Source organism: Pedobacter antarcticus, assembly GCF_900112985.1.
Taxonomy (GTDB): domain Bacteria; phylum Bacteroidota; class Bacteroidia; order Sphingobacteriales; family Sphingobacteriaceae; genus Pedobacter; species Pedobacter antarcticus.
Genome location: NZ_FONS01000003.1, coordinates 322,451 through 347,043 on the forward strand (window position 1 = coordinate 322,451; position 24,593 = coordinate 347,043).

The window sequence follows — 24,593 nt, forward strand, 5'->3', positions numbered from 1 at the left end:
CTTTTTCCTGCTCAAAATATAGTGTCTGATATTTATGACGCAGATCACATTTTGCATGTATCAGTGTCATTTTTATAAAGCAGGATCAAAGCGACTTTTGAGGAATTTCCTCCCGTATGAATACACTTACAAAACCCAGCATTGAAACCAGCTGCTATCATTGTGGAGATAGCCTGCCCGCTAAACCCTATAACTCAGGAGGCAAACTATTCTGCTGCCTGGGTTGCAAAGGTGTTTACCAGATACTGGAAAAACATAACTTATCTGCTTACTATACTTATAATATTGTACCGGGCAAATTAGGAAAAAAAAATCATCAAAAATTTGATTACCTGGATGAAAGTTCAATTAATGAGAAACTCATCGATTACCAGGATGAAAAAATTTCTGCTATTACCTTATACATACCGGCAATTCACTGCAGCTCGTGCATTTGGCTACTGGAACACTTACATCAGCTGAACCCGGCAATTCTTCAAAGCAGAACGGACTTCCTGAAAAAACAGGTATCTATAACCTTCAGCCACGACATCACACTGCGAAAAGTAGTGGAAACACTTTCCACTATTGGTTATGAACCACTCATTAGCCTGCAGGACATGGTACAAAAACAACAGGCCGATCAAAGTGGGCGTAAACTGGTGAGCAAAATTGCTGTCGCGGGTTTCTGTTTTGGAAATGTAATGCTGCTGAGCTTCCCCGATTATTTTGGACTTTCAGCCCTGGAGTCAAATTTTAGAAATTTCTTCGGCTATATTAACCTGGCCTTATCTCTTCCTGTATTACTCTACAGTTCCCGGGATTACTTCAGCTCCGCCTGGAATAACCTCAAAAACGGCATACTGAACCTGGATTTCCCATTAGCGCTTGGAATTGCCGTTATGTTTATTAGGTCGGCCACAGAAATCCTGCTGCAAACGGGACCAGGTTTCGTGGACACCTTGTGTTCTCTTGTGTTTTTTCTGCTCATTGGCAGATGGATGCAGCAGCGAACCTATCATTACCTTTCATTCGAAAGAGATTATCGCTCCTACTTCCCTGTTGCGGTGACCAGGTTAATAAACGGCCTTGAAAAGGCTGTGCCTTTACAGGAATTGCAGATTGCAGATCGGATCCTGATCCGAAGCAATGAAATTATCCCTGCAGATGCAATTTTACTTAAAGGGGAAGCAAAGCTTGACTTTAGCTTTGTAACTGGCGAATCGGCTCCAGTAAATAAGGTCCTTGGCGAGATAATCTATGCGGGTGGCAGACAACTCAGTGGTGCAATCGAACTGGAGGTTATTAAACCTGTATCTCAGAGTTACCTGACCAAACTATGGAATAATGAGAGTTTTCAGACTATTAAAGATCCAATCAAAACGTTCAGTGATAAAGCAAGTAAATATTTCAGCATTGTATTATTGCTCATCGCTTTTGGCTCTGGTTTTTATTGGGCAGGAACCGATTTAAACCGGGCAGCAGCAGCTTTCACTGCCGTTTTAATTATTGCCTGCCCTTGCGCTCTGGCACTTAGCTCGCCTTTTACACTTGCAGCAGTGCTTAGCATTTTCGACAAAAATAAGCTCTATTTGAAAAGTACAGAGGTTATCGAGGAACTCGCTAGAATTGATACTATTGTATTTGATAAAACAGGTACGATTACTAATCCAGACGCAGGGGATCTGCATTTTACAGGAACCCTCAGTCAGGAGCAGAGACAGGCTGTTTCGGATCTGGCCAGAAATTCAGGCCATCCTCTGAGCCGGGAATTGGTTAAATGGCTTGGCCTTTCACCGCGACATGACGTATTCCATTATCGTGAAATGGTAGGCCGGGGCCTGAGTGGGATGGTGAACAATCACCAGATCAGAATTGGAAGTGCAAACTTTCTCGGTTTGCAAACCACAGTTAAGGGAAGTGCGGTTCATATCGAGATAGACAATTATTATTGCGGTTATTTTATAGCTGCCCAGCAATGGAGGGACGGCTTTAAAGCACTATCGGGCCAGCTATCTGTCCGCTATGACCTGCATTTACTTTCTGGTGATCAAGATCATGACCGCCAATGTTTAAGTCCGTTTTTCCCGGGTACACAACAAATGAAATTCAGGCAGAGTCCGCAGCAAAAATTAGACTACATCAAAAATCTGCAGAAAGACGGCAGAAGGGTTCTGATGGTCGGAGATGGTCTAAATGATGCGGGAGCACTGCGCCAGAGCAATCTGGGTATTGCAGTAACCGACGACATCAATAACTTTTCTCCGGGCTGCGATGGAATTCTCGATGGTAAAGCCTTCGGCCGGTTACCGCTATTTATTAAACAGGCCAAGGATGCGGTAAAAGTTATTCATATGAGCTTTGCCATCTCCCTGCTATATAATGCTGTCGGGCTCTTTATTGCCGTTCAGGGCAAACTCTCCCCGCTCATGGCAGCTATCCTGATGCCCATGAGTACGATCACAATTATCCTGTTTACCACCCTGTGCGCGAGGTATTACGCCAGAAAAAACAAACTCTTATGAACATGATATTTATTTTAATCGGTTTCAGCATGCTGCTGGCACTGATTTTCCTCATCGCGTTTTTCTGGGCCAGCAAATCCGGACAGAATGATGATCTCTATACACCCGGTGTCAGAATCTTATTTGATGACGACAAACCGGCAGAAGACACCTTAAAAAGTGACGAAGATCACCAAGCCAGATAACTCCTGTCACACTCCTGCACAGCGGTACAGGCTAATTTTACAACCATAAACTATTCACTATTTTTCTCATGACTGAAAAATTTCATTACGACAACAAGATCGTCAGAAACTTCGCTATCGCCACCATCGTCTGGGGTATAGTTGGAATGACGGTCGGGCTGCTCATAGCCATGCAGCTGATTAAACCAGCACTCAATTTAGGCTCACAGTACACAACCTTCGGCCGGATAAGACCTTTGCATACCAATGCAGTAATCTTTGCCTTTGTCGGTAATGCTATTTTCATGGGGGTCTATTATTCTTTACAAAGACTTCTAAAGGCAAGAATGTTTAGTGACGTGCTGAGTAAAATCCATTTCTGGGGCTGGCAGCTGATTATTGTAGCTACAGCGATTACGCTTCCCCTGGGTTTTACCACCTCCCATGAATACGCGGAAATGGAATGGCCCATTGATATTGCTATTACCGTGATCTGGGTTGCTTTCGGGGTAAATATGTTCGGGACGATCATCAAAAGACGGGAAAAACATATGTATGTGGCTATCTGGTTTTATATCGCCACATTCGTAACCGTCGCTGTACTTCACATTGTAAACTCTATACAATTACCTATATCTGCTTTCAAAAGTTATTATCTGTATGCAGGTGTTCAGGATGCACTCGTACAATGGTGGTACGGCCATAATGCTGTTGCATTCTTCCTGACTACGCCATACCTGGGAATGATGTATTATTTCCTGCCTAAGATGGCCAACCGACCGGTTTATTCCTACAAGCTGAGTATCCTGCACTTCTGGTCCCTGATCTTTATTTATATCTGGGCAGGGCCCCATCACCTACTTTACACGTCGCTGCCCGGCTGGGCACAATCTTTAGGTGTGGCATTCTCTATTATGCTAATTGCACCGAGCTGGGGTGGTATGATCAACGGCTTACTGACTCTCCGCGGTGCATGGGATAAAGTACGTGATGATCCGAAATTGAAATTTATGGTCGTTGGTCTTACTGCTTATGGTATGGCCACATTTGAAGGTCCTCTGCTGGCACTGAAACAGATCAATGCAATTGCACACTATACAGACTGGATAGTTGCACACGTACATGTGGGCGCACTGGGCTGGAATGGATTCCTGACTTTTGGAATTTTATACTGGCTGATACCTAGGATCTATAATACGGAGCTTTATTCGAAAAAACTGGCTTCGTTCCATTTCTGGATCGGAACACTGGGGATTATTTTCTATGCTGTCCCACTATATTTCGCGGGCTTTACACAAGGCCTTATGTGGAAAGAGTTCACTCCGGAGGGTGTACTGAAGTATCCAAACTTCCTGGAAACTGTGTTGCAGATTATTCCAATGTATATGTTGCGTGCCATTGGTGGTGCCATGTACCTGACCGGTGTAATCGTCATGACCTACAATCTGATTAAAACCATGAAAGCCGGTCAGCTGGTTGCAGATGAACCTGCAGAAGCTCAGGCATTACAGGAAGACTATGTACCTCAGGGTGCAGAGAAAAAATTCCACCGCATGCTGGAACGCAAACCAATGGTATTTATGATCCTCTCTTTAGTGGTCATCCTCATCGGAGGTATGATTGAAATGATGCCAACTTTCACTGTAAAATCAAATATACCGACGATTAGCAGTGTTAAACCTTACAGCCCGCTGGAACTCCAGGGACGTGATGTATATATCCGTGAAGGATGCGTAAGCTGCCATTCTCAGATGATCCGTCCATTCCGTTCCGAAACTGAACGTTACGGAGAATACAGCAAGGCCGGTGAATTTGTTTATGATCACCCTTTCCTTTGGGGATCAAAGAGAACAGGTCCGGATTTGCAGCGCGAAGGTGGAAAATACGGTAATGCCTGGCATTATAACCACATGCTTGATCCTGAAACGATGTCTCCGGGAAGTATAATGCCACCTTATGAATGGCTGATTACTCAAAAACTAGATACAACAACTACCCGTTCCAAAATCAATGCTATGCGTACACTCGGAGTTCCTTATGCATTAGGATATGAGAACAAAGCGAACGCAGACCTTGATGAACAGGCCAGAATAATTGCAGCAGATCTGAAGCAGAATAATATTAAAGTCAAAAGTGACAAGGAAATTATTGCGCTGATTGCTTACCTGCAGCGTTTGGGTACAGATATTAAAGTTAAATAATTAAACGTCAAGACTATGTTTAAGCAATTTTTAGAACGGGCAGAAGGTAACCAGGTATACCTGCTCACTTCATTAGGTATTTTCATGCTCTTTTTTCTTGTGGTTGGTATTCTGTTGCTAACAATGAAAAAAGAAGAGATAAACTATATGAGTAACCTTCCTTTAAATGAGGAAGAAGGACAAAACCAAAACAATTCAACAGATGAAAGAAGTTACAACTAGCGCCTGGTTTACAGGTAGTATATCTACAGACCTGGTCATTTGCATGCTGTTGATTTTCGCAGTTCTGCTTTTATGGGTAGCCCTGTTGTTATCAAGAGTAATTAAACTGTATATCACGGAAAAAATCAATCCGCAGCCTTTTGCTTCAGCCGCTGAAAAAGCCGCTTTAGAATCGCTGAAAGTTGTGCTGGAGCCAAAAATAAAAAAACCGTCGATATGGGAAAAGCTAATGCAGCTTAAACCGCTGGAACAGGAAAAGGATCTGATGATGGACCATAAATTCGATGGCATCGCAGAGCTTGACAATCCTACACCTGCCTGGTTCATGGTCTTATTCTACGGTACAATCATTTTTGCATTCGCATACATGATGAATTACCATGTATTGGGTTACGGAATGTCTCAGGATGAAGAATATGCAGCAGAATTAGTGCAGGCCGAAGAGGCTAAAATAGCTTTTCTTGCCAATCCTGCTAATGCAGGAATGGCTGTTAATGAGAATAATATTGAAGACAATAATGAGCCTGCCGTACTCCAGAAAGGGGCTGCATTATATGCAGGCCGCTGTACTCCTTGTCATGGGGAACACGGTGAAGGAATTGTCGGCCCTAACCTGACAGATGAATACTGGTTACATGGCGGTACAGTAAAGGAAGTTTTCAAGACGATCAAATATGGCGTTCCCGATAAGGGAATGGTACCATGGGAAAAATCACTGAGCCCCCAGCAGCTCTCCGATCTAACCCACTATGTATTATCACTGCAGGGAACAAATCCTGCTGGAGCCAAAGCTCCGCAGGGAAATAAAATGTAAAATGTCACAAAGTCCGCTAAATTTCCGCGATCAATTACCCAGCATTACGCAGGATGGTAAAAAAAGGCAATGGATCTATCCAAAGCTGATTAAAGGTAAACTATACCAATACCGGTCGGCGGTCAGTTACCTCTTTCTGGGGTTGCTCTTTGCAGCCCCATTCCTTAAATTGAATGGAGAACAGCTTGTTCTGCTGAATGTACTGGAGAGAAAATTCGTCTTTTTCGGTGTGATCTTCTGGCCACAGGATTTCTACCTGTTTGTATTGGCATTGCTCACATTCATGGTTTTCATAGTCCTGTTTACTGTTGTGTTCGGCCGCGTATTCTGCGGTTGGGCTTGCCCCCAGACGATCTTTATGGAAATGGTATTCCGTAAAATAGAGACCTGGATCGAGGGCGACAGCAAAAAGCAAAAACTATTGGATCAGGCACCTATGAGTGCAGAAAAGTTCTTCAAAAAACTCATTAAGCACATCCTGTTCCTGACCATTTCTTTCTTGATTGCCAACATCTTTCTCTCCTATTTGATCAGTAGTGAAACACTGTTGAAGATTATCACAGAGCCTGTGTCCCAGCATATCAGCGGATTTATTGCCATTAGTGTATTTACATTCGTTTTCTATCTGGTCTTTTCCAGAATGCGGGAACTGGTTTGCACCGTTGCATGCCCATACGGCAGGTTACAAGGAGTGCTGCTCGATAACAAGACGATTCTTGTAGCCTACGATTATCAACGTGGCGAACCCCGCGGTAAGATTAATAAAGCAGAACAATCTGCCAAAGGCGATTGCACAGACTGTGGTTTATGCGTTCAGGTATGCCCTACTGGAATTGATATTCGCAACGGCACCCAACTGGAGTGTGTAAACTGTACCGCTTGTATTGATGCCTGTGATATGGTTATGCAAAAAACCGGCAGACCTCTAAGGCTCATCGGTTTTAAATCCGAAGATGAAATCGCTTCGGCTACGCCTTTCAAACTGAATAGAAGAATCTATGCTTACACTGCTGTTTTATTCGTTTTGATTACTGTGTTAAGTGTTCTGCTGTTTAGCAGAAATGATATTAAGACGACCATTCTCCGGGCGGGTGGAACGTTATATCAGCTTCGTGAAAAGGAAAAGGAGGTGAGTAACCTTTATAATGTGGAAATGGTCAACAAAACGACCAGAACGCTTGATTTTAAACTTAAAGCAGACGACCCGGCTGTCAGGATTCAATATATACAGCAAGAAACTAAAATTGGACCGGGGGCAAGTACCAGAATGACTTTCTTCGTCATCATGCCGCAAAATCATGTGAACAGCTATAAATCAAAAATCTCTTTCTCCCTGCTGGCGGAAGGTAAAACTGCCGATCGGTTTGAAACCACTTTTATTGCACCAATAAACGAATAATTATGAATTGGGGAACAAAAATAGTACTTGGATTGGGCACATTTATGAGTTTTATTATTGTGCTCGCCGTTATGATGTTTAACAGTAAAACAGATGCACTGGTAGAACAGGATTATTACGAGAAGGGTATCCATTATGATGAAACCTTTGACCGCAAAGAACAGGTTTTGAAAGACCATGCTGCACCTTTGATAAGCATTAAACCGGAATTCCTGCATATTACCTTCAGCAAACCTGCAAAAGGCACTATCCGCATGGTGCGTAATTCAGATAAAAAGCAGGATAGGGTTATGCCCTTTAAAACAGACACAGCCATGCAGGTTAATTTACCATTGGGCGGGCTAAAGAAAGGAACCTGGAAATTAATTGCAGAATGGGACAGTGCAGGTAAAGCTTATCTTACTGAACAGGAAATACAACTGCCATGAACCAGTATTATCTTGCCTTTCTGATCGGTTTGCTTGGCAGTGTACATTGCCTGGGTATGTGCGGCCCGCTGGCACTGGCGCTGCCTTCGGGTAAAAGTACCTGGTTGGGTGTCTTTTTTGATAAATTCTCCTATCAGATAGGCAGAGTTATTTCTTATGCGTTGCTTGGACTTTTAACCGGTTTAATCGGTGGCCGGTTGTGGATGAATGGAATGCAGCAAACGATTAGCCTGATCTGTGGCTTTTTAATCCTGCTGGCGGCTATTTATCAACTCGGCAAATTTAATTTCCCGGTATTGCAGCAGTCTTTATTATTGCCATTCAACAAATTGTTAGGCTTTGCTTTCAAAAAGAAAGCAGGCCATTTGGTAATTGGCATATTAAACGGGTTGCTTCCCTGCGGAATGGTCTATATGGCACTTGCTGGTGCCCTGAATACGGGAAGCATGCAAAGTGGAATGATCTATATGATATGTTACGGATTAGGCACACTTCCTTTAATGTTGTTCGCGGCTATGGCGGCGGGAAAACTAAATCAGTCTTTCCGAAGGAAAATGAATAAAGCGGTGCCTTATTTTCTGCTCTTACTGGGGGTTTGGTTTATTCTCAGAGGTCTGGAACTTCATATTCCCTATCTCAGTCCGGCACCTCAGGGAATCACCGTCTGCTAAGCCGGCAATTCCCTGATATTTAATCGGCCATACTAAATAACCTGGTTTCCTGTCTGCTTGCCCAGAGTCTGGCGTCTAATGCCATACAGATATTTCTGAGAAAGCGTTTCCCATCTGGTGTTACTTCCAATTCATTTCCGTTAACAGTAACCAGGCCATCTGCCGATAGGTTCTCCATTCTCTCCAAACCTGCGCTGATTACAGGGTGTAACCGCTCCTGCTCTGTCAGTTTGGTTTTACCCTGACACATGAGCTGCAGTATATGTTTTCTGATGAGCAGGTCTTCTTCATTTAATAAATGGCCTTTAAATACAGGTATCTCTCCTTTGGCCGTCAGTGCTATATAATCCTCTACCTTTTTTACATTTTGTGCGAAGCCGGCCCAACTGTCGCTAATCGACGATACACCCAAACCAATCATCAATTTAGTAGATTGATGCGTATATCCCATAAAATTGCGGTGCAGCTTTCCGTTCACTGCTGCATGATATAAACTATCTGTCTTTAAAGTAAAGTGATCCATACCAATCTCTGTATAACCACCACTCCGCAGCATTTCCCTACCCATTTCATAAAGCTGTTGTTTAAGGGCCGGTTCCGGAAGGTGCTTTTCGGTATATCTGCGCTGTCCTGGTTTTACCCAAGGTACGTGTGCATAGCTATAAAAAGCAATCCTATCTGGCCGTAACTCCAGCACAGCTTTTATAGTTTCTTCCAAGCCGGCCAGCTGTTGTACAGGGAGCCCGTAAATCAAGTCATAATTAACAGAGGTATAACCAATCTGCCGGGCAAGCTCAGTAATATGCGCTACTTCTTCCACAGTCTGAACCCTGTTGATCATCAATTGCACTGCCGGATCGAAATCTTGAATACCCAAACTCAATCTTTTGAAACCCAACCTATACAGATCATGCAAATGCGCTGTAGTCGTATTACCTGGATGCGCTTCGAAGCTGAATTCTGCATCTTCATGTAAAACTGATTTCTCCAGAATACCGTTAATTAACAAACAAAGGTTCTCTGAACTAAAAAATGTCGGTGTCCCTCCACCCAGATGTATTTCCCTGATTAACGGAGCTTCTCCCAAAGTATCCAGGTATAGGTCGTATTCCCGTAGTACTGCCTGCAGATATGGTAACTCCACTCCATGGTTTTTAGTGATGCGGGTATTACATCCGCAATAGGTACAAAGATTTTCACAAAACGGCAAATGGATATAAAGACTAATTCCTTCTTCGGTTGTTGCAGCTGAAGAGAAGGTTTCCCGGACACTTTTCAGCCACCCTTCCCTGCTGAAAGTTTGTTCATCCCAGAAAGGAACTGTGGGGTAACTGGTATAACGCGGCGCAGGTACGTGATATTTCTCGAGCAGATCTTCCAGCTTATTCATCTCCTGACTTTTTAAGATTCACCTGATCACATGATCTGGAGCAGATACAGGCTTTACCTAAACAGCGGTTCTGCTGCCATTTATCCAGATTCAAAATAGTTTCCCTGGCCAGAGCCATAGCCTGTTCTTCCAGAGGAATGTTCTTCATCGACTGTTCTGGAACGCTGGCAACTCTGATATGCTGCCGTGCTGCCTCATCCAGATCAATATGACTGGATGTAGTAGACCGGGTTGCAATATATTTTACGCCCATTGCCGCGAGCTTCCCGATTACTTCAGCCGACACTTTGTCGTCATGCACAACAATCACAGCTTCTTTCCCCTGAGCATAACTAATTGTCTCTGCTGTCAGCGAGTTAGATATTAATGTAATATCATGTTTTTTATGATTGGCTATGGCAAGAGGTTCTTTTTCCGAAGACTTTATATTATAGGCTACTGCTCTCATTTGTTATTGATTTATACAATACCAAAATTAGCAGCTGGCCTGTCCGTATAGAATGAGTTTAGTCAGTCAGAAATATGATGTTTATCAGTTTTTCATTTGCTGCAGACGGATCAGGTCAAGAATTCCGATCTGACTTCCTTTTCTTTCGATAATTCCTTCATCTTTAAAATCACTCAGGATCCTGCTAACTGTTTCTGTAGCCATTCCTGCCATTGCAGCCAGGTTATCCCTGGAAATTTTAAGCAGAAACTTGTCCTGCTGTTTTTCTTGTTTGCATAAACGAATCAGGACTTCGGCCATTCTTTTACGTACCGAATGATAAGCCAGCTGCAAAAGCTGTTCCTCTTTCTCAATCAGATTATTCGACAGAATATGAATAAATTGCCGGCCTACATCCGGGTATTTATTTAATAACTCTTCCAATACTTCGCGGGGCAGCTGGCATACGGACGAGTCTTCTACAGCCTCTGCAGTTTCGGTATATGGTTCATTAAGCAGTAAAGATGGAATTCCAAAATATTCGTCAGCTACATACATTCCGGTAAGTAATTCCCGTCCGTCGGCACTTAGTTTTATCGTTTTTACTCTTCCGCTGATCACCAGGTAAATTCCCGAAACAGTATCTCCTTCGTAATAGATGATCTGCTTCTTTTTAATATGCCGAACCTTACGTTCCTGGATCAACTGATCGAGCTGCCTCACCCCGGGAGATCCGGCAACCAGGCTGTTTAACCTGGCAATAGACTGGCTATAAAAACTCTCCTGCTTGGCTTTTTTATCCAGCCGGCTTTCAATTGCATTCAGTAATTCTACGTCGTCGAAGGGCTTAATCAGATAGTCATCTGCACCCATTTCCATTCCTTTACGCATATCTGTTCTCTCCGCTTTCGCCGTCAGAAAAATAAAAGGCGTCGCAGAAGTTTCCGGATTTTTATTAAGCAGATATAAAACCCCGTAACCATCCAGTTCCGGCATCATAATATCGCACAGGATCAGATCGGGTAAGTGTTTACCAGCGAGCTCTACACCGGAACGCCCGTTATTCGCTTCATATACTTCGTATCCGGCCAATTCCAGTATTTCTGCCGTACTTTCCCGGATATCGTCATTATCTTCTATAATCAGTATTTGCTGTTTCTTCATTTTTGGGGAACCTGGTTAAAGGTGAGTATAAATGTTGTGCCTTGGTTTTGTTTACTTTCAAAGTCTACATTACCTTTCATTAAACCTGCGTAGCGCAATACAATATTCAACCCCAGGCCTGTTCCGGGAATGCTACCTGTATTATGCGCGCGGAAAAATGGCTGGAATAAATATTTCTGGTCTGTTTCGGGAATGCCGATACCATTATCCCTGATCGTCACAATACACTGTGATTCATTAAGTTCGGTATTAAATTCGATAAAGGTATTTTCACCGGAATATTTAATCGCATTGTTAATCAGGTTAATCATACAGTTTTTTAATAAATTCTGATCCAATTCAACCATACTTTGCAAACCAGTGTGCTGATAAATAATATGCTGATCCTGTTTAGCAATCATCTGCATCTCTTCCGTAATTTCCTCACTCAGTTTGACCAGATCAAAAGCTTCCATTGCAGGCTCAACACGTCCGGCTTCCAGTTTTTCCAGCGATAGAAAATCGTTTAAAATGGTGGTCAGATTGCCGACGGCATTTTTAATTTTCTGAACGTGTTTTTCAATATGTTTATTTTCGAAGGGTTGTGCATACTTCTCAATCAGGGACGACGAAAGCTGCACTGAGCTCAATGGTGTTCTAAATTCATGTGAAGCCATAGAAACAAACCGGCTTTTCATCTGGTTCAGCTCTTTTTCTTTTTCCAGCGATAAACTCACTTCTTCTTTAGCTTCTCTTAAAGCTGTGACAGTCTTCTTTAAACTTTTGGTTCGCTCCTCGACGAGGTTTTCCAGTTCCGCAGCATATTCCATGAGGCGTTCTTCTGCCTCCTTCTCTTTGGATAAATCGTGGATAAAACCAGTATAAATGATGCGATCTTTATACTGTACTTCACTTACTGCCAGCCGAAAGGGAAAGGTAGTACCATCTTTACGCAGTCCTTTTACTTCCCTGCCTTTACCAATAATATGTTTTTCACCCGTATGCTGATAATGGGCTAAATAACCGTCATGGGAGGATTTATCCGGCTCCGGCATCAACATGGAAATATTGCGGCCGACAACGTCTTTAATTTCGTACCCAAATAGTTTTAATGCGGCAGGATTGAGGCTTTCAATCGTTCCACGCTGGTCTATAGTGATAATCCCATCAATAGCAGTCTCGATAATTGCCTGCAATAATTTAGCATTTTCCATGGTGTGTTTTTACAAATATAGAAATTTTAGCCTGATGAACAGATGCGACTAAAATCACCTTAAAACGTGATTTCTGTCATATTTTAGGCCATGATTTCTAGTCTATTTTGTAGTCAGATTTTAAATCCAGATTGCATGAACCATACTTTTCATATCCCCGTCCTTGGCTTAGGTTACTCTATCGACACTCCACTAAAAGTTGCCAGATACGGTATTTCTTCTGTCGTATCTATTGTAGATGATGAGCTGACAGAGAGAATGCGGATGTTCCATACCGTCTCTAATAATAGAACATATACACTAATCAGCAAAAATTCACCAGACAGCAGGGCCGCAAGGATTACAGCCTACCTGGACTTACTGGCAGATCTTGTTGATGAGCAATTCTGCACCTTACAGGAAAGCCCGTTTACAGCTGGCTCAGCCATACACCAATATTTTGAGCTGCTGCCGGAGTACTCCGAAGTTAAACAGTTATATAATGAACTTGGACAGGTGGCAGACCCGATCCTCAGGCTCTCGATAGAGACGCGTCTTCGTGAGAAGATGAAACCTGGAAGCATAGATGTTAATATCATGTCAAAAGTAGACAAGGCTAATTATAATACCGAAGGCGAAAACCTGGGTAATGACTACACTGACGCACTGGCAGCTATGCGCGGTTTTGCGAATAGTAAACTTAGCTCTGCGGTGGTAATTTCAGCAGGCTTGAATCCGCGTCTGTATACCTACATGGAGAACTGCCGCGATTTCTACCCAAAGGCGGACGGCACATTCAAAAAACAGATTATTTTAAAGGTGAGTGACTTCCGCTCTGCTTTAATCCAGGCCAAAATGTTGGCAAAGAAGGGTCTCTGGGTAAGCGAGTTCAGAATTGAATCCGGATTAAATTGCGGCGGACATGCCTTCGCAACGGAAGGACTTCTGCTTGGACCTATTCTGGAAGAATTTAAGATAAAAAGAACTGAATTGCTTGACGAACTAAATGGCTTATATCAGCATGCATTGCTACAAAAAGAAATCAGTAGTATAAAACATCCTGGAATAAGAATCACAGCTCAGGGCGGAATTGGAACGGCTGAAGAGCATGAGTTTCTGCTAAACTATTATCAACTGGATGCTGCCGGCTGGGGAAGCCCTTTCCTTTTAGTTCCGGAAGCAACTAATGTTGATGACCAAACTATAAAAAATTTGCAAACCGCAGAAGCGGACGATTTTTACATTAGCAATTCATCTCCATTAGGAGTGCTTTTCAATAATTTCAGAAAAAGCTCCATAGAACAGCAACGACTGGAAAGAATTGCCAAAGGCAGACCCGGAAGCCCTTGTACCAAAAAGTTTTTATCAACCAATACAGAATTCACAGCCCTACCTATCTGCACAGCATCCAGGGAATATCAGAATTTGAAAATAAAAGAACTGGACAGTCTGGAGCTCCAGCCCGCCGTCCATATGGCAAAATTGGAAGAAATCACAGAAAAAATTTGTCTTTGTGAAGGATTGTGTGCTTCGGCCTATCTTAAAAATGGTTTAATGAAACCCAGAGAAAATAAGGCTGTAAGTATATGCCCAGGTCCGAACCTCGCCTACTTTGACCGCATTTATACGCTGAAAGAAATGGTGGGGCATATATACGGAAGAGAAACGATACGTTTCAAAACTCAAAGACCTAATCTGTTTATCAATGAATTGAACTTATACCTGGACTATCTGAAAAAAGATATGGGTTTGCAGTTAGAGGAATTTACAGCAAAAAGAATCAAGTATTTTGAAAAGTTCAGTACTCAGTTACGCAACGGAATTCAGTACTACAGATCAATGATCCCTGAACTGATTTCACAGACTAATATGGCCGGACAGGAAATTTATCAGCAACTGGTCCAGGCAGAGGAAAAACTGGGATATTTAACTGGCAAACTACAGTTTACGGAGTTAACTCCTGCAGCTCAGGACGACCAGGGAATAAAACTTTAACACCGATATTCTGCAATAAAATTAAAAAGGGCGAATTAAATTCGCCCTTCAGACCTTTCCATCGGATCCCTCGACCTTTGAAAGAGGATTTTTCGCCTGCAACAACATTTTATTTAAGTTGTGCCTGCAATGCTTTTGCTTTCTCAAAGTGAGATTCGATCGTTGGAATAGCCTTGATGGCAAACTCACTAAGTTCTTTTTTCCTGTTAGAAGCACCTGCTTTAAATAAAGCTAAAATTTCTTCGTGATCGGAGATCACCATACCAATATAGTGTTTATCAAGTTCTTGCCCATTTGTTTTTCTCATATTTTCTAAATGGGTTTTCTCTTCTGTAGTCAAACCGGTAGGTAATACAATACCCAGTTTTCCTGACAAGTTTTTAAGATCTTTATTCAGCTGTGTATGATATTTCTTCAGGTTCATTGCAAAATCTTTAATTTTAGGATCAGATGATTTTGCTGCTATGTCTGCTAACTGTATCTCCCACATAGAATTCGCGCCTGCTTTTTTCATAAAGTCTGCGCCTTCACTATCAATATTTGACTGCATTAAATTTCCTGCTGTTTTTCCCTTGCCGTCACTTTTTGAGCTATCATTTACAGTACTGTCACCCTGCGCAGTACTGTCGCTGGCGGTAGAATCACTGTCAACTGCTCTGCTTTCCGGGCTACGGCAAGACTGGATACCTAATGCAACCAGTATAATTAAACTTAAAAATCTCATTTTCTTCATCAGTATATAATTTAAAAGGATTAATAAGGGCTTATTATTAATCTTTTGCCCTATAATATAGCTAGAACACCTGCGGGGATAAAAAGTTTGTATAACAGTCCTTACAAACCGTATTTTTGGGAAAGCCAATCAGGCGTGATCTAACCACAATAATCAGTATAATTATGAAAACGATGTTAAAAACAACACTGGCACTTTTGCTTGCCGCAGGTCTGAATTACACTGCAGTTGCCCAAGGAATTTCCCTGCCACAACCAAGTTCGGGCCAGACGGTTATCCAGGATTTTGGACTTGGTAAAATAACAGTTAAATATTCCCGTCCGAATACAAAAGGACGTGAGATATTCGGCGCGCTGGAACCCTATGGACAGGTATGGAGGACAGGTGCAAATAATGCGACTTCCATTACTTTTACAGAAGATATATCTCTTGAAGGCAAAAAAGTACCGGCCGGTGAATATGCCTTATTTACAATCCCTGGTAAAAATGAATGGACTATAATTCTGAATAAGACTGTTAAACAATGGGGTTCTTATGAGTACAAGGAAGCTGACGATGTGATCAGGATAAAAGTTAAACCGGTAACACTGAAGGACAAAACAGAAACTTTCTCCATCAACTTTACCGATGTGTATCCTACAAAAGCAACACTTCAGTTATTATGGGGCAGTACAATGGTACCCGTAAAACTAACTACAGATATTGATGCACGTGTTATGGCGAGTATTGATGAAGCGATGAAGGGCGATAAAAAACCTTACTTCCAGGCTGCCCAATACTACTTTGAAAACGGTAAGGACTTGAATAAAACGCTGGAATGGATGAATGCTGCAGAAACTGCAGATCCTAAAGCGCCCTGGGTTAAATTGTGGAAAGGTCGCGTACAGTTAAAAATGGGCGATAAAAAAGGAGCGGCTGAAACTGCACAGGCAGGAATTAAGCTCTCCACTGAATTGAATAACCCCGAGTACATCCGTTTAAATACTGGTTTACTAGAAGAAACTAAAAAATAAACAAAAGAATATCATCAGAAGATGGTTCGACTATTGAGGTCTAAAGAGACCGTTTCTTAACTGGAAACGGTCTCTTTCGGTTTCATAAAGAATTGCAGAAGTATCGCAATCCCCACAACCAGCACACATCCAATAACATTCAGCCATAGATACGCAACCTGATCAAAATAGCCGCAGATGCAAACGATAGCCTCGGCGGCCAGTGCAGCAATAAATACTGCCCTTCCTCCGACATGTTTACAATAAAATGCGACTAGAAACACGCCTAGAATAGTCCCGTAGATATAAGAACCCAGAATATTAACAGCCTCGATCAGATTGCCTATTTTACTGGCATATAAAGCCATTATAATACAAATACCACCCCAGATCAGAGTTGACCACCGGGAGGCCCTCAGATAATTTTCCGGGCTCGCATTTTTATTAATCAGTCTTTTATAAATATCAACAACACTGGTTGAAGCCAGCGAATTTAGCGCACTTGCGGTCGAACCCATCGAGGCGAGGAAAATAATCGCAATCAGTAAACCAACTAATCCCTGCGGGAGGTAGCTCGTCACGAAACTCAGGAATATATAATTATTGTCATTGGTATCTGCTCCCGGATCATTTTTGTGCATCAGATCGGTCAACTCGGTTCTGATGGTCTTGGTCCGTTCGTCAGCTATTTTTAAAACTTCACGCTGTTCATCTATTTGCTGTTTGTCGCCTTTATCTAATGCGGCATTCAGTTTCCTCAACTCACGCTGTTTACTTTCAAAAGCGGCATCACTTTTCTTTTCCAGTTGTTCGAGTTCCGGTTTATATGCACTCTTTTGCAACTTATTCAACTCAAAACTGTTAAAAAAAACAGGCGGCTTATTATACTGATAAAAGGTAAATACCAATACTCCGATAAGAAGAATCAGGAATTGCATCGGTATTTTAACTAGACCATTCATTAACAGGCCCAGCCTGCTTTGGTTGACGGAAGAACCAGTCAGATAACGTCCAACCTGACTCTGGTCTGTTCCGAAATAGGATAACTGCAGAAAAAAACCGCCAATAAGCCCACTCCAAACCGTATAAGGATTATTCAGGTCAAACTTAAAATCAATAGCTTCTGTACGTCCCATCTTCCCGGCTATGCTGATTGCTTTACTGAACCCGATATCTGCAGGCAGTAAATGAACGACCATGATACCGGCTGCAAAAAGTCCGCAGAAGATAATACTCATTTGCAGCATCTGCGTATAGGATACTGCCTTTGTCCCGCCATAAGCAGTATAGGCTACAACAATTCCTCCAATCAGTAAAGTGGTAACCGTCGTATTAATCTGCAGGATTGTGGATAAGATAATAGACGGTGCATAAATCGTGATCCCTGTGGACAGTCCGCGTTGTATTAAAAAAAGGAAAGCTGTTAGTGCGCGTGTCTTCAGATCGAATCGTTGTTCGAGATATTCGTAGGCTGTATAGACCTTAAGCCGGTGAAAAATAGGCACAAAGGTTATGCAAAGCACAATCATCGCTAAAGGCAGCCCGAAATAAAACTGTACAAAGCCCATGCCTGTAGAATAGGCTAAACCGGGAGCTGAAAGGAAGGTAATTGCGCTGGCCTGTGTGGCCATTACCGAAAGACATACGCTATACCACGGCATACTCTGATTACCAAGTAGGTAGCCATCTATATTCTGCGCTCCACGGCTCTTATAAACGCCGTAGGAAACAATCAGGATTAAGGTGAGGCTTAATACAGCCCAATCGGTATAACTCATTTATAGTATTGTGTAAACAGGTAAAATAAAACGATAAGCAGAATCAGCCAGTAAATCAGCAAGCGATAAAACTTTCGCCAGCTGCTGGCAAAAGGAGGTAGTTCCGGGTCTCTTTTATTGACTTTCATGATTTGGATTATTACTGGAAATCAGATTTACAAAAAGGCGATAGGCTCCCGGTACCCCAGCCGGTAATTCTCTGAAAAATGCAAGAGAAGTATAGACGAATTTCCCTTTTCCGTACTTCGTCAGCAGCAGGGACCCATTAGCTGGCGCAGCTCCCAGGTCATGCATACTGAATAAAGCTGTATAGCGTGAATCAAATTCAGAGGCAAAATATAATCCCCTCTCCTGGATCCAACCTTCAAAATCTGCTTTAGTTATTTTATTCGGATAATTTAAGGCCGGATGATCTGGATGCAGGAAAGTAACTTCGGCGTCTTCTTCGGTAACTCTTTCCCTGGTCAGTTTCATCGGATAAGGGCCAGGCGACTCCAATTTTAATGGCGAATCGACGTTATATTGTACCAGCAGTGTACCACCTGCGGATACGTATTCAAGTAAACGAGGCTGCATGGCCTTAATCTCATTACTTATATTGTACAACCTGACTCCGGTAATCACAGCATCATAAACAGAAAGGTCACTGCTTAAAATCTGCGCAGGACTTAACTGGGTAACTTGATAGCCAATCTGTTGAAGGGACTGCGGAATAAGGTCTCCGGCTCCAGCTATATAAGCAATTTTCTTACCGCCATAATGAAGTTCTGTCTGTACTGCTTTTGCTTCTGCTTCTGGAAATAAGGTCAATACCGGTATATGGTCATAACGGATTTCCTGATAACCTTTCGTATAAGATTTCCCTCCTGTTTCGATTTCCAATGTTATCGTACCGCCTTTGCTGCTACGCTCAGGGGTCACAGCTACTTCTATATCCTGAATGACACCTTTGCCATTCAGCTGAAATGGTATATTATTCCGGTCCGCTTTCCAGCCTTGTGGCAAACTGATTTTCAGGTTACCTGAACTCCTGGTCATAAAGCTTCTGAGCTTAATTGTTATTTTTTTAGTTTCACCGTTTAAAAAAAGATAAGAAGCTGCATTCATCGTCGCCGTTACTGGCGGAGCAATAACTGCAGGGTTAATCAGCTCGCCTTTTACCGGATCAGTTTCTGAGAAAACTAAAGACCTGTTAAGTTTAATCTCCTGCCCCCCGATTTCCAGTTTTAGCGGTCCTGTTCCCGCGCCGGGGGCTTCGGGTTGTCCCAGTTCTTCATAAGATTCTACTTTAAATGAACCCAGCGTATGTTTCTCTCTCAACCAGTAGGGCTGGCTAATTTCAAAAGTATTTGCGTCTATTTTCCACTCTGCCTTTAAAGGAATACCTGGTTTCAATGCTAATTTACGTCCATCGGGTAATATCAAATTAACGGGTATTTTTGAGTCTTTTCCCAAACGCGACAAAACATCTAGTTTTATCGGAATTTCTTCCTGTAGGGCGTATATCGGTTCTGCTACTTTTGCCTGAATATAAATTCCTGCACAATCAAGAATCAGCTCATCAAGCAGTTCATGCCGGAACTCAAGGCCGCGGACTGCAGTCTTTAATTCAAGCAACCCGGGTAATGAGGCCGCCGGATCAGCAGAATCATAATTCCTGATAATTGTTCGCAGTAAGTCTTTTGTCTTTTGTGGGATTTTGTTGCGGCCGAGCGTAAGGTCTATACCGTCAAAAATATCCTGTTTTGCAGGTTCGCCGGCAACAGGAAGGAAATATTCGGGCGCCGGTCCTCGCTGCCTTGCCGTGCCGAAACCCTGGCTTTTGTGATTTGTACGGCTCTCTGCTGCTATCTCACCATAACTCTTACCTAGAATTGGGTTGTACACCCCAGCATCTATTTTCAACTGGTCTTCCGCTGTAGTATTTACAGAGCCAAAACTAAATGTATTCCACATTATCCTTTTCGCCTGCCAGGTTTTCACATAACGGAGTTGTTCAGGAAATTTTTTAGGATCAGCTGCTGCAATGAATGCCTCCCTGGCAATAATAGCAGATGCTGCATGATGGCCGTGACCTGCTCTTTCATCTTCTGGAAAACGTGTTATAATCACGTCCGGACGGAATGACCGGATAATCCAAACAGCATTCCCAAGAATCTTCTGGTGGTCCCAGATTTTGAGTGTCTCTGCTGAAGTCTTAGAGAAACCAAAATCATTGGCTGTGCTAAAAAACTGTACTGCACCATCCATTCTTCTGGCAGCCAGTAACTCCTGAGTTCTGATCAAGCCCAGTAATTCCCCTTGTTCGGTACCAATAAGGTTCTGGCCGCCGTCACCGCGGGTAAGAGACAAATATCCGGTTCTTACTTTTCTTTCTTTAGCCAGATAAGAAAGTAACCTCGTATTTTCATCATCTGGATGGGCTGCCATGTATAAAACACTGCCGGAAACCTCTAAAGCAGCCAGTTGAAGCCTGATCTCCGCTGAAGTTCGCTGGGTAGCCGGTTGCGCATGTCCGGATAGTGGAAACAGTATTAGCAGGCAATACAAATATTTTCGGTGTAGCATAGTCTTGTTTTACGACCGAAAATAATTAAAAAAACCTGTATCCAGGGATTTCGCTGTTGCGAAATCCCTGGATACAGGTAACAATCCTGTCCGTTTAATCACAGCCAGGTAATTTCTCCGATTAGAGCAGAATTTTGCTGCTTACTTCTTTGTCAATACTGATAAACCCTGGGTATTTGATTAATGAGTTTCCGACCTTAATACTCGGTCTGACTTTAAGTGTAATCAATCCTTTTTTCTCGTTGGGACCACTTCCACCTTTTAAAAATTCTGAGATTTCAGCCATAACCTTTCTGTTGGAAACAAACTGATAAATATTAGCAGTCATATCAACCGGAACAACAATAGTCCCACCTGCAGGAATATTAACCTCCTGATCTACAAATCCTGTAGCCAATTCCTGTTTATTGATCAAAACTTTATATTCGAATTGATTAATTGCAGCGAGTACGCCAGAAGGATTCGTAATTTCAAGATTTAACCGGGCACGCAAAGGCACGTCCTTACGCAACAAGCTGAAAGCTACCGCGGGTAAACTGCCCAGATTGATTTCATTATTATTTAAAAGCTTCTTAATATCTGTGCCAGCGACACTGATCTGATCGGCAGATACAACTTTGTACCGGCATTTCTCCAACGCCTTAATTTGTTTCGTCTGCTGATTCAGCCCGCAGCCTGCAAGCGTAAATAATGCCAGGGCAATAATTAGTATTTTTTTCATGGGTAGAATGTTAACCTTTCCGGCAAATATATCCGGAATAGGTATAACGGCAAAATCCGGGAATATTGTCCCGGATTTAATAAATCGATCTTTCAGGCGATCTATATTTTCGGATCCTGATGTTTTTCTGGTTTAATCTCGGACTGCATCTTTTCCTTTTCCCAATTTTTACGGTCAGCACGATTTTTAATCATCAGCCATATAATCAGAATCAGTAAAAAGAGCGCCGCTCCTGCGATAAGCATTAAATCTATATTCATACACTGAAATTACTTCAACAAAATGAACCCTGTTTAAAGCGTTTATCATTAAACCGTTAAGTTTAACCGTTAATAATTAATACCCTCTTCTGGCTCTGGTAATCTTCCTGCTGAGTATCTTATCAATACTGAAGCCTCCTGCGCCAACAATAAGCAGTACAAGATAGGAAACCAAAAAGTGTATAGCCAGTTCTTTTTCTTTTAACCCATCATTGCCATGTGCAATAAAAATTGCGATCAGCATAGTTGTGATTAAAGGAAGCACCGCCAGTCTAGTCGCCAGGCCGAGCAAAATCAGAACAGAACAGAACACTTCAGCGAATACGGCAAGTATCAACGTCGGTTTGGCACCTATGCCGATAATATCCGGAAACTGAACCTCACCACCCGCAATCAAACTATTTAATTTAGGTATTCCGTGAGAAAGCATTAGTAATGCAAGGCTGATTCTGAAGATCAGAAGTGCAATATCCAGACTGTTATGGTTAAAATTGGTGTTAAAGATTCTATTCATAGTCTAAAAATAAAAAAATAAGGCTGAATTATACTAAAGATTTGCAAAAACCAGCCATAGCATCTTGCAAAACTAGTTTTCCTTTATGATCGGGTTGACGCCCTTTATCTATCATCTGTATGGAAACTAATCCGTGAAGGATTGACCAATAGGTATGAAACTTAAGGAAGAAATCCGCTCCGGGATTTGCTGAGACCTCAAGCGCCTGCTGAATAGTAGAGATCATAATATGCGTCATTTTTTTGATCTCTTCATGCTGATTAACCATCTCACAGGCAGGAATACCTAAACCGAACATCAGCTGATAATATTCCTTATGTTCGAATGAAAAGTCCCAGTAAGCGTCAGCCATTACTTTAAGTTGTTCTTCCGGCGTCGGCACCGTCGCTCTGGCTTGCTCAAGTTTACAGGCAAGCAGCTGATAACCCTCCTTCGAAAACTCCAGAAGAATGGCTTCCTTATTTTCGAAATGATTATAAATTACCGGTATGCTGTACTCTATGGCATCAGCAATCTTTCTGATCGAAAGAGACTGCCATCCTTCGGAAAGCACCATGTCCCAGGCAGCAGTCAGAATGCTTGATCTGAGTTCTTCTTTGTGTCTTGTTTTTCGCTCCGCTATTCCCATTGTTAAGGATTTAAGTTAACACCGTTAACAAACATAAAACTATTATATTTCTTTTCGGAATTCGAGAATGTATTTTGACCTGTAAACAACAAATATTAATTAAACAGAACAAATACCTGTTTTGAATTATTTAGCATTTAATAAAATACTAAATACCCAACGAAATGACAGCTACTCCTCACAAAAAATTCACTATTAAAGGTCTCTGGAAAGTTCTTAGTGACACTATCTCTGGATTTTCAGATCATAAAGTAACAAAGCTCAGCGGTTCTCTCGCCTACTACACTGTTTTTTCTATGGGCCCACTGCTCATCCTGATTATAGCGATCGCCAGCATAGTATGGCGCAAGGAAGCAATTGAGGGTGAGGTTTATGAACAGCTTGCCGGTTATCTGGGAAAAGACACTGCTCTGCAGTTACAGGGAACAATAAAAAGTGCGGCCATTAGTGACAAGAGTGTTCTTTCTGTTATAATCGGCGGTGCCACCTTGCTCATCGGTGCAACAACCGTATTTGCTGAAATACAAGATTCAATAAATACGATCTGGGGATTAAAACCCAAACCAAAGAGAGGCTGGTTAAAAATGCTTCAGAATAGGTTCTTGTCATTTTCTGTTATCGTAAGCCTGGGTTTCGTCCTGCTTGTTTCACTGGCGGTCACCTCATTAATCGATGGTTTCAGTGCGAGACTGGAAAGAAACTTCAGCGAAGTATCAGTCGTTTTCTTCTATATTCTGAATCAACTGATCACACTGAGCGTGGTTACTGTTATTTTTGGGGTAATATTTAAAGTATTGCCCGATGCAGATATTAAGTGGAAAGATGTATTTTCCGGAGCACTGGTCACCGCAGTTCTATTTATGATAGGCAAATTTGCTATCTCAATTTATATCGGTAAAACTGATGTCAGCGGAACTTATGGAACTGCAGGGTCGCTGGTTGTATTGCTGCTCTGGACCTATTATTCTTCAATTATCTTATTCTTTGGCGCAGAGTTCACCAAGGCCTATGCAATCAATTATGGTTCCGAGATTAAACCGAACCATTATGCAGTTACCACGCGTGAAATTGAGGTGGAGACTGGAAATCAATCGATCCAGGAAAATGAAGCGAAGCCAAGCCTGCTCAAAGAAGAGAACGATAAACTTGTTGTTCATCCGGAAGATAAAAAAGATAAACCCATTACCTGAGAAGGTCATGGAAATTCATTAATAACAAAAAAGGCCTCATTTAAAACGAGGCCTTTAATAATTTAGGCTGTTTCCAGCTTTACAATATTCCTGTAAGGGAATGAATTGAAAATATGACGTCTGGCGAAGCGGCCAGGAGAATCTGCATTAACTAATTTAACATAAATCGCCTTAGGCACTTCGAAGTATTCATAAGCACTACCATCCAGGAAGTGAACAGTTAATACCAGGCCAGCCCAGTTATAGTCTGCAATTCCGCAAGATGAAATCGTATTGGTATATTCTTCAATAAAACCTTCTAATGTTTCCGGTGCGATACTTACCAGAAAATGGTATGCTTCAATAATTTCTTTACTTTTTACTTCAGCTGCTGTTTTGGCTTCGTCGCTTTCCTGAAATTTATCCGGATGATATTCCTTCATTAAATTTCTGTAAATCGTTTTTAATTCTTTAAGCTCGGCATCTTTTTGTACTCCCAGCAACTTTCTGTAATCTACAATCTTCTTCATAAAATTCTTTGTGTATTTGTTTGTGATTAACAGACTGAATAACAGGATTGAGCTGCGCCACAGGCAAACATTTTCGCAAAGGTACTATTTTTAAAATAATTTTTAGGTTAAGGAGTGATTAGCTTTATGTAATCATATTTTAATGTCGT

The 24,593-nt window shown here is 42.0% G+C and carries 23 protein-coding genes; 11 read left to right on the forward strand and 12 right to left on the reverse strand.

What is annotated here, in order from left to right:
• Positions 1-116 precede the first annotated feature (116 nt).
• From BM192_RS08950 to BM192_RS08985, 8 genes are all read left to right on the forward strand, one after another.
• The gene (locus BM192_RS08950; protein ID WP_074963956.1) at positions 117-2,504 is read left to right on the forward strand and encodes a heavy metal translocating P-type ATPase; all 2,388 of its coding nucleotides are present in this window, start codon (positions 117-119) and stop codon (positions 2,502-2,504) included.
• Entirely contained in the window at positions 2,501-2,689 is a 189-nt protein-coding gene (gene ccoS / locus BM192_RS08955; RefSeq protein ID WP_037439104.1) for a cbb3-type cytochrome oxidase assembly protein CcoS, read from the forward strand. Before BM192_RS08950 ends, ccoS begins: the two co-directional genes overlap by 4 nt.
• Before the next feature lie 68 nt (positions 2,690-2,757).
• Positions 2,758-4,869 carry a cytochrome-c oxidase, cbb3-type subunit I gene (gene ccoN / locus BM192_RS08960; protein WP_037439105.1) on the forward strand — a complete coding sequence of 704 codons (2,112 nt, stop codon included), beginning with the start codon at positions 2,758-2,760 and terminating at the stop codon, positions 4,867-4,869.
• A gap of 15 nt (positions 4,870-4,884) precedes the next feature.
• A complete protein-coding gene (locus tag BM192_RS08965; RefSeq protein ID WP_037439107.1) occupies positions 4,885-5,091 on the forward strand; it encodes a hypothetical protein in 207 nt (68 codons plus the stop codon).
• Positions 5,072-5,905, forward strand: coding sequence for a cbb3-type cytochrome c oxidase N-terminal domain-containing protein (locus BM192_RS08970; protein ID WP_037439109.1), 834 nt, complete (start codon positions 5,072-5,074; stop codon positions 5,903-5,905). The genes BM192_RS08965 and BM192_RS08970 overlap by 20 nt, the downstream gene beginning before the upstream one ends.
• A 1-nt stretch (position 5,906) precedes the next feature.
• Entirely contained in the window at positions 5,907-7,304 is a 1,398-nt protein-coding gene (gene ccoG / locus BM192_RS08975; protein WP_051759697.1) for a cytochrome c oxidase accessory protein CcoG, read from the forward strand.
• A 2-nt stretch (positions 7,305-7,306) separates the two neighbouring features.
• On the forward strand, positions 7,307-7,732 hold the full coding sequence (locus tag BM192_RS08980) for a FixH family protein (RefSeq protein WP_037439111.1): 426 nt from the start codon (positions 7,307-7,309) through the stop codon (positions 7,730-7,732).
• On the forward strand, positions 7,729-8,403 hold the full coding sequence (locus BM192_RS08985) for a sulfite exporter TauE/SafE family protein (protein WP_037439113.1): 675 nt from the start codon (positions 7,729-7,731) through the stop codon (positions 8,401-8,403). Before BM192_RS08980 ends, BM192_RS08985 begins: the two co-directional genes overlap by 4 nt.
• Positions 8,404-8,422: 19 nt before the next feature.
• Here BM192_RS08985 and hemN read toward each other — a convergent pair whose 3' ends face one another.
• The 4 genes from hemN to BM192_RS09005 form a co-directional block, all read right to left on the reverse strand.
• Positions 8,423-9,793: an oxygen-independent coproporphyrinogen III oxidase gene (hemN, locus tag BM192_RS08990; protein ID WP_037439115.1), complete on the reverse strand. Its 1,371-nt coding sequence runs from the start codon at positions 9,791-9,793 to the stop codon at positions 8,423-8,425.
• Positions 9,786-10,241 carry a Rossmann-fold NAD(P)-binding domain-containing protein gene (locus BM192_RS08995; RefSeq protein WP_037439117.1) on the reverse strand — a complete coding sequence of 152 codons (456 nt, stop codon included), beginning with the start codon at positions 10,239-10,241 and terminating at the stop codon, positions 9,786-9,788. The genes hemN and BM192_RS08995 overlap by 8 nt, the downstream gene beginning before the upstream one ends.
• 84 nt (positions 10,242-10,325) lie before the next feature.
• On the reverse strand, positions 10,326-11,384 hold the full coding sequence (locus BM192_RS09000) for a response regulator (protein ID WP_037439119.1): 1,059 nt from the start codon (positions 11,382-11,384) through the stop codon (positions 10,326-10,328).
• Positions 11,381-12,577: a PAS domain-containing sensor histidine kinase gene (locus tag BM192_RS09005; protein WP_037439121.1), complete on the reverse strand. Its 1,197-nt coding sequence runs from the start codon at positions 12,575-12,577 to the stop codon at positions 11,381-11,383. The genes BM192_RS09000 and BM192_RS09005 overlap by 4 nt, the downstream gene beginning before the upstream one ends.
• 135 nt (positions 12,578-12,712) lie before the next feature.
• On the opposite strand from BM192_RS09005, the gene BM192_RS09010 reads away from it, so the two are divergent.
• On the forward strand, positions 12,713-14,551 hold the full coding sequence (locus BM192_RS09010; protein WP_051759699.1) for a hypothetical protein: 1,839 nt from the start codon (positions 12,713-12,715) through the stop codon (positions 14,549-14,551).
• A 109-nt stretch (positions 14,552-14,660) separates the two neighbouring features.
• Here BM192_RS09010 and BM192_RS09015 read toward each other — a convergent pair whose 3' ends face one another.
• The gene (locus BM192_RS09015; RefSeq protein WP_037439123.1) at positions 14,661-15,284 is read right to left on the reverse strand and encodes a DUF4142 domain-containing protein; all 624 of its coding nucleotides are present in this window, start codon (positions 15,282-15,284) and stop codon (positions 14,661-14,663) included.
• Positions 15,285-15,448: 164 nt separating this feature from the next.
• On the opposite strand from BM192_RS09015, the gene BM192_RS09020 reads away from it, so the two are divergent.
• Positions 15,449-16,297 (forward strand): DUF2911 domain-containing protein, encoded by an 849-nt coding sequence (locus BM192_RS09020; RefSeq protein WP_170844849.1) that lies wholly within the window; start codon positions 15,449-15,451, stop codon positions 16,295-16,297.
• Between the two features lie 56 nt (positions 16,298-16,353).
• Here the strand turns inward: BM192_RS09020 and BM192_RS09025 are convergent, their stop codons facing one another.
• The 6 genes from BM192_RS09025 to BM192_RS09045 all read right to left on the reverse strand — a co-directional run bounded on the left by BM192_RS09025 (position 16,354) and on the right by BM192_RS09045 (position 22,745).
• A complete protein-coding gene (locus tag BM192_RS09025) occupies positions 16,354-18,054 on the reverse strand; it encodes a sodium:solute symporter family protein (RefSeq protein WP_037439125.1) in 1,701 nt (566 codons plus the stop codon).
• Between the two features lie 114 nt (positions 18,055-18,168).
• A complete protein-coding gene (locus BM192_RS09030) occupies positions 18,169-20,622 on the reverse strand; it encodes a PIG-L family deacetylase (protein WP_037439127.1) in 2,454 nt (817 codons plus the stop codon).
• A 121-nt stretch (positions 20,623-20,743) separates the two neighbouring features.
• Positions 20,744-21,343, reverse strand: a complete 600-nt coding sequence (locus tag BM192_RS09035) for an LEA/WHy family protein (RefSeq protein ID WP_037439130.1) — start codon at positions 21,341-21,343, stop codon at positions 20,744-20,746.
• Between the two features lie 101 nt (positions 21,344-21,444).
• Positions 21,445-21,603 (reverse strand): hypothetical protein, encoded by a 159-nt coding sequence (locus BM192_RS20930; protein WP_157282800.1) that lies wholly within the window; start codon positions 21,601-21,603, stop codon positions 21,445-21,447.
• Positions 21,604-21,679: 76 nt separating this feature from the next.
• Positions 21,680-22,117: a DoxX family protein gene (locus BM192_RS09040; protein ID WP_037439132.1), complete on the reverse strand. Its 438-nt coding sequence runs from the start codon at positions 22,115-22,117 to the stop codon at positions 21,680-21,682.
• A 28-nt stretch (positions 22,118-22,145) separates the two neighbouring features.
• Positions 22,146-22,745, reverse strand: coding sequence for a TetR/AcrR family transcriptional regulator (locus BM192_RS09045; RefSeq protein ID WP_037439134.1), 600 nt, complete (start codon positions 22,743-22,745; stop codon positions 22,146-22,148).
• Positions 22,746-22,909: 164 nt separating this feature from the next.
• Here BM192_RS09045 and BM192_RS09050 point away from each other — a divergent pair, with 164 nt between their 5' ends.
• Entirely contained in the window at positions 22,910-23,935 is a 1,026-nt protein-coding gene (locus BM192_RS09050; RefSeq protein WP_051759701.1) for a YihY/virulence factor BrkB family protein, read from the forward strand.
• A 62-nt stretch (positions 23,936-23,997) separates the two neighbouring features.
• On the opposite strand, the gene BM192_RS09055 is transcribed toward BM192_RS09050, so the two are convergent.
• Positions 23,998-24,444: a KTSC domain-containing protein gene (locus BM192_RS09055; protein ID WP_037439136.1), complete on the reverse strand. Its 447-nt coding sequence runs from the start codon at positions 24,442-24,444 to the stop codon at positions 23,998-24,000.
• Between the last annotated feature and the right edge of the window lie 149 nt (positions 24,445-24,593).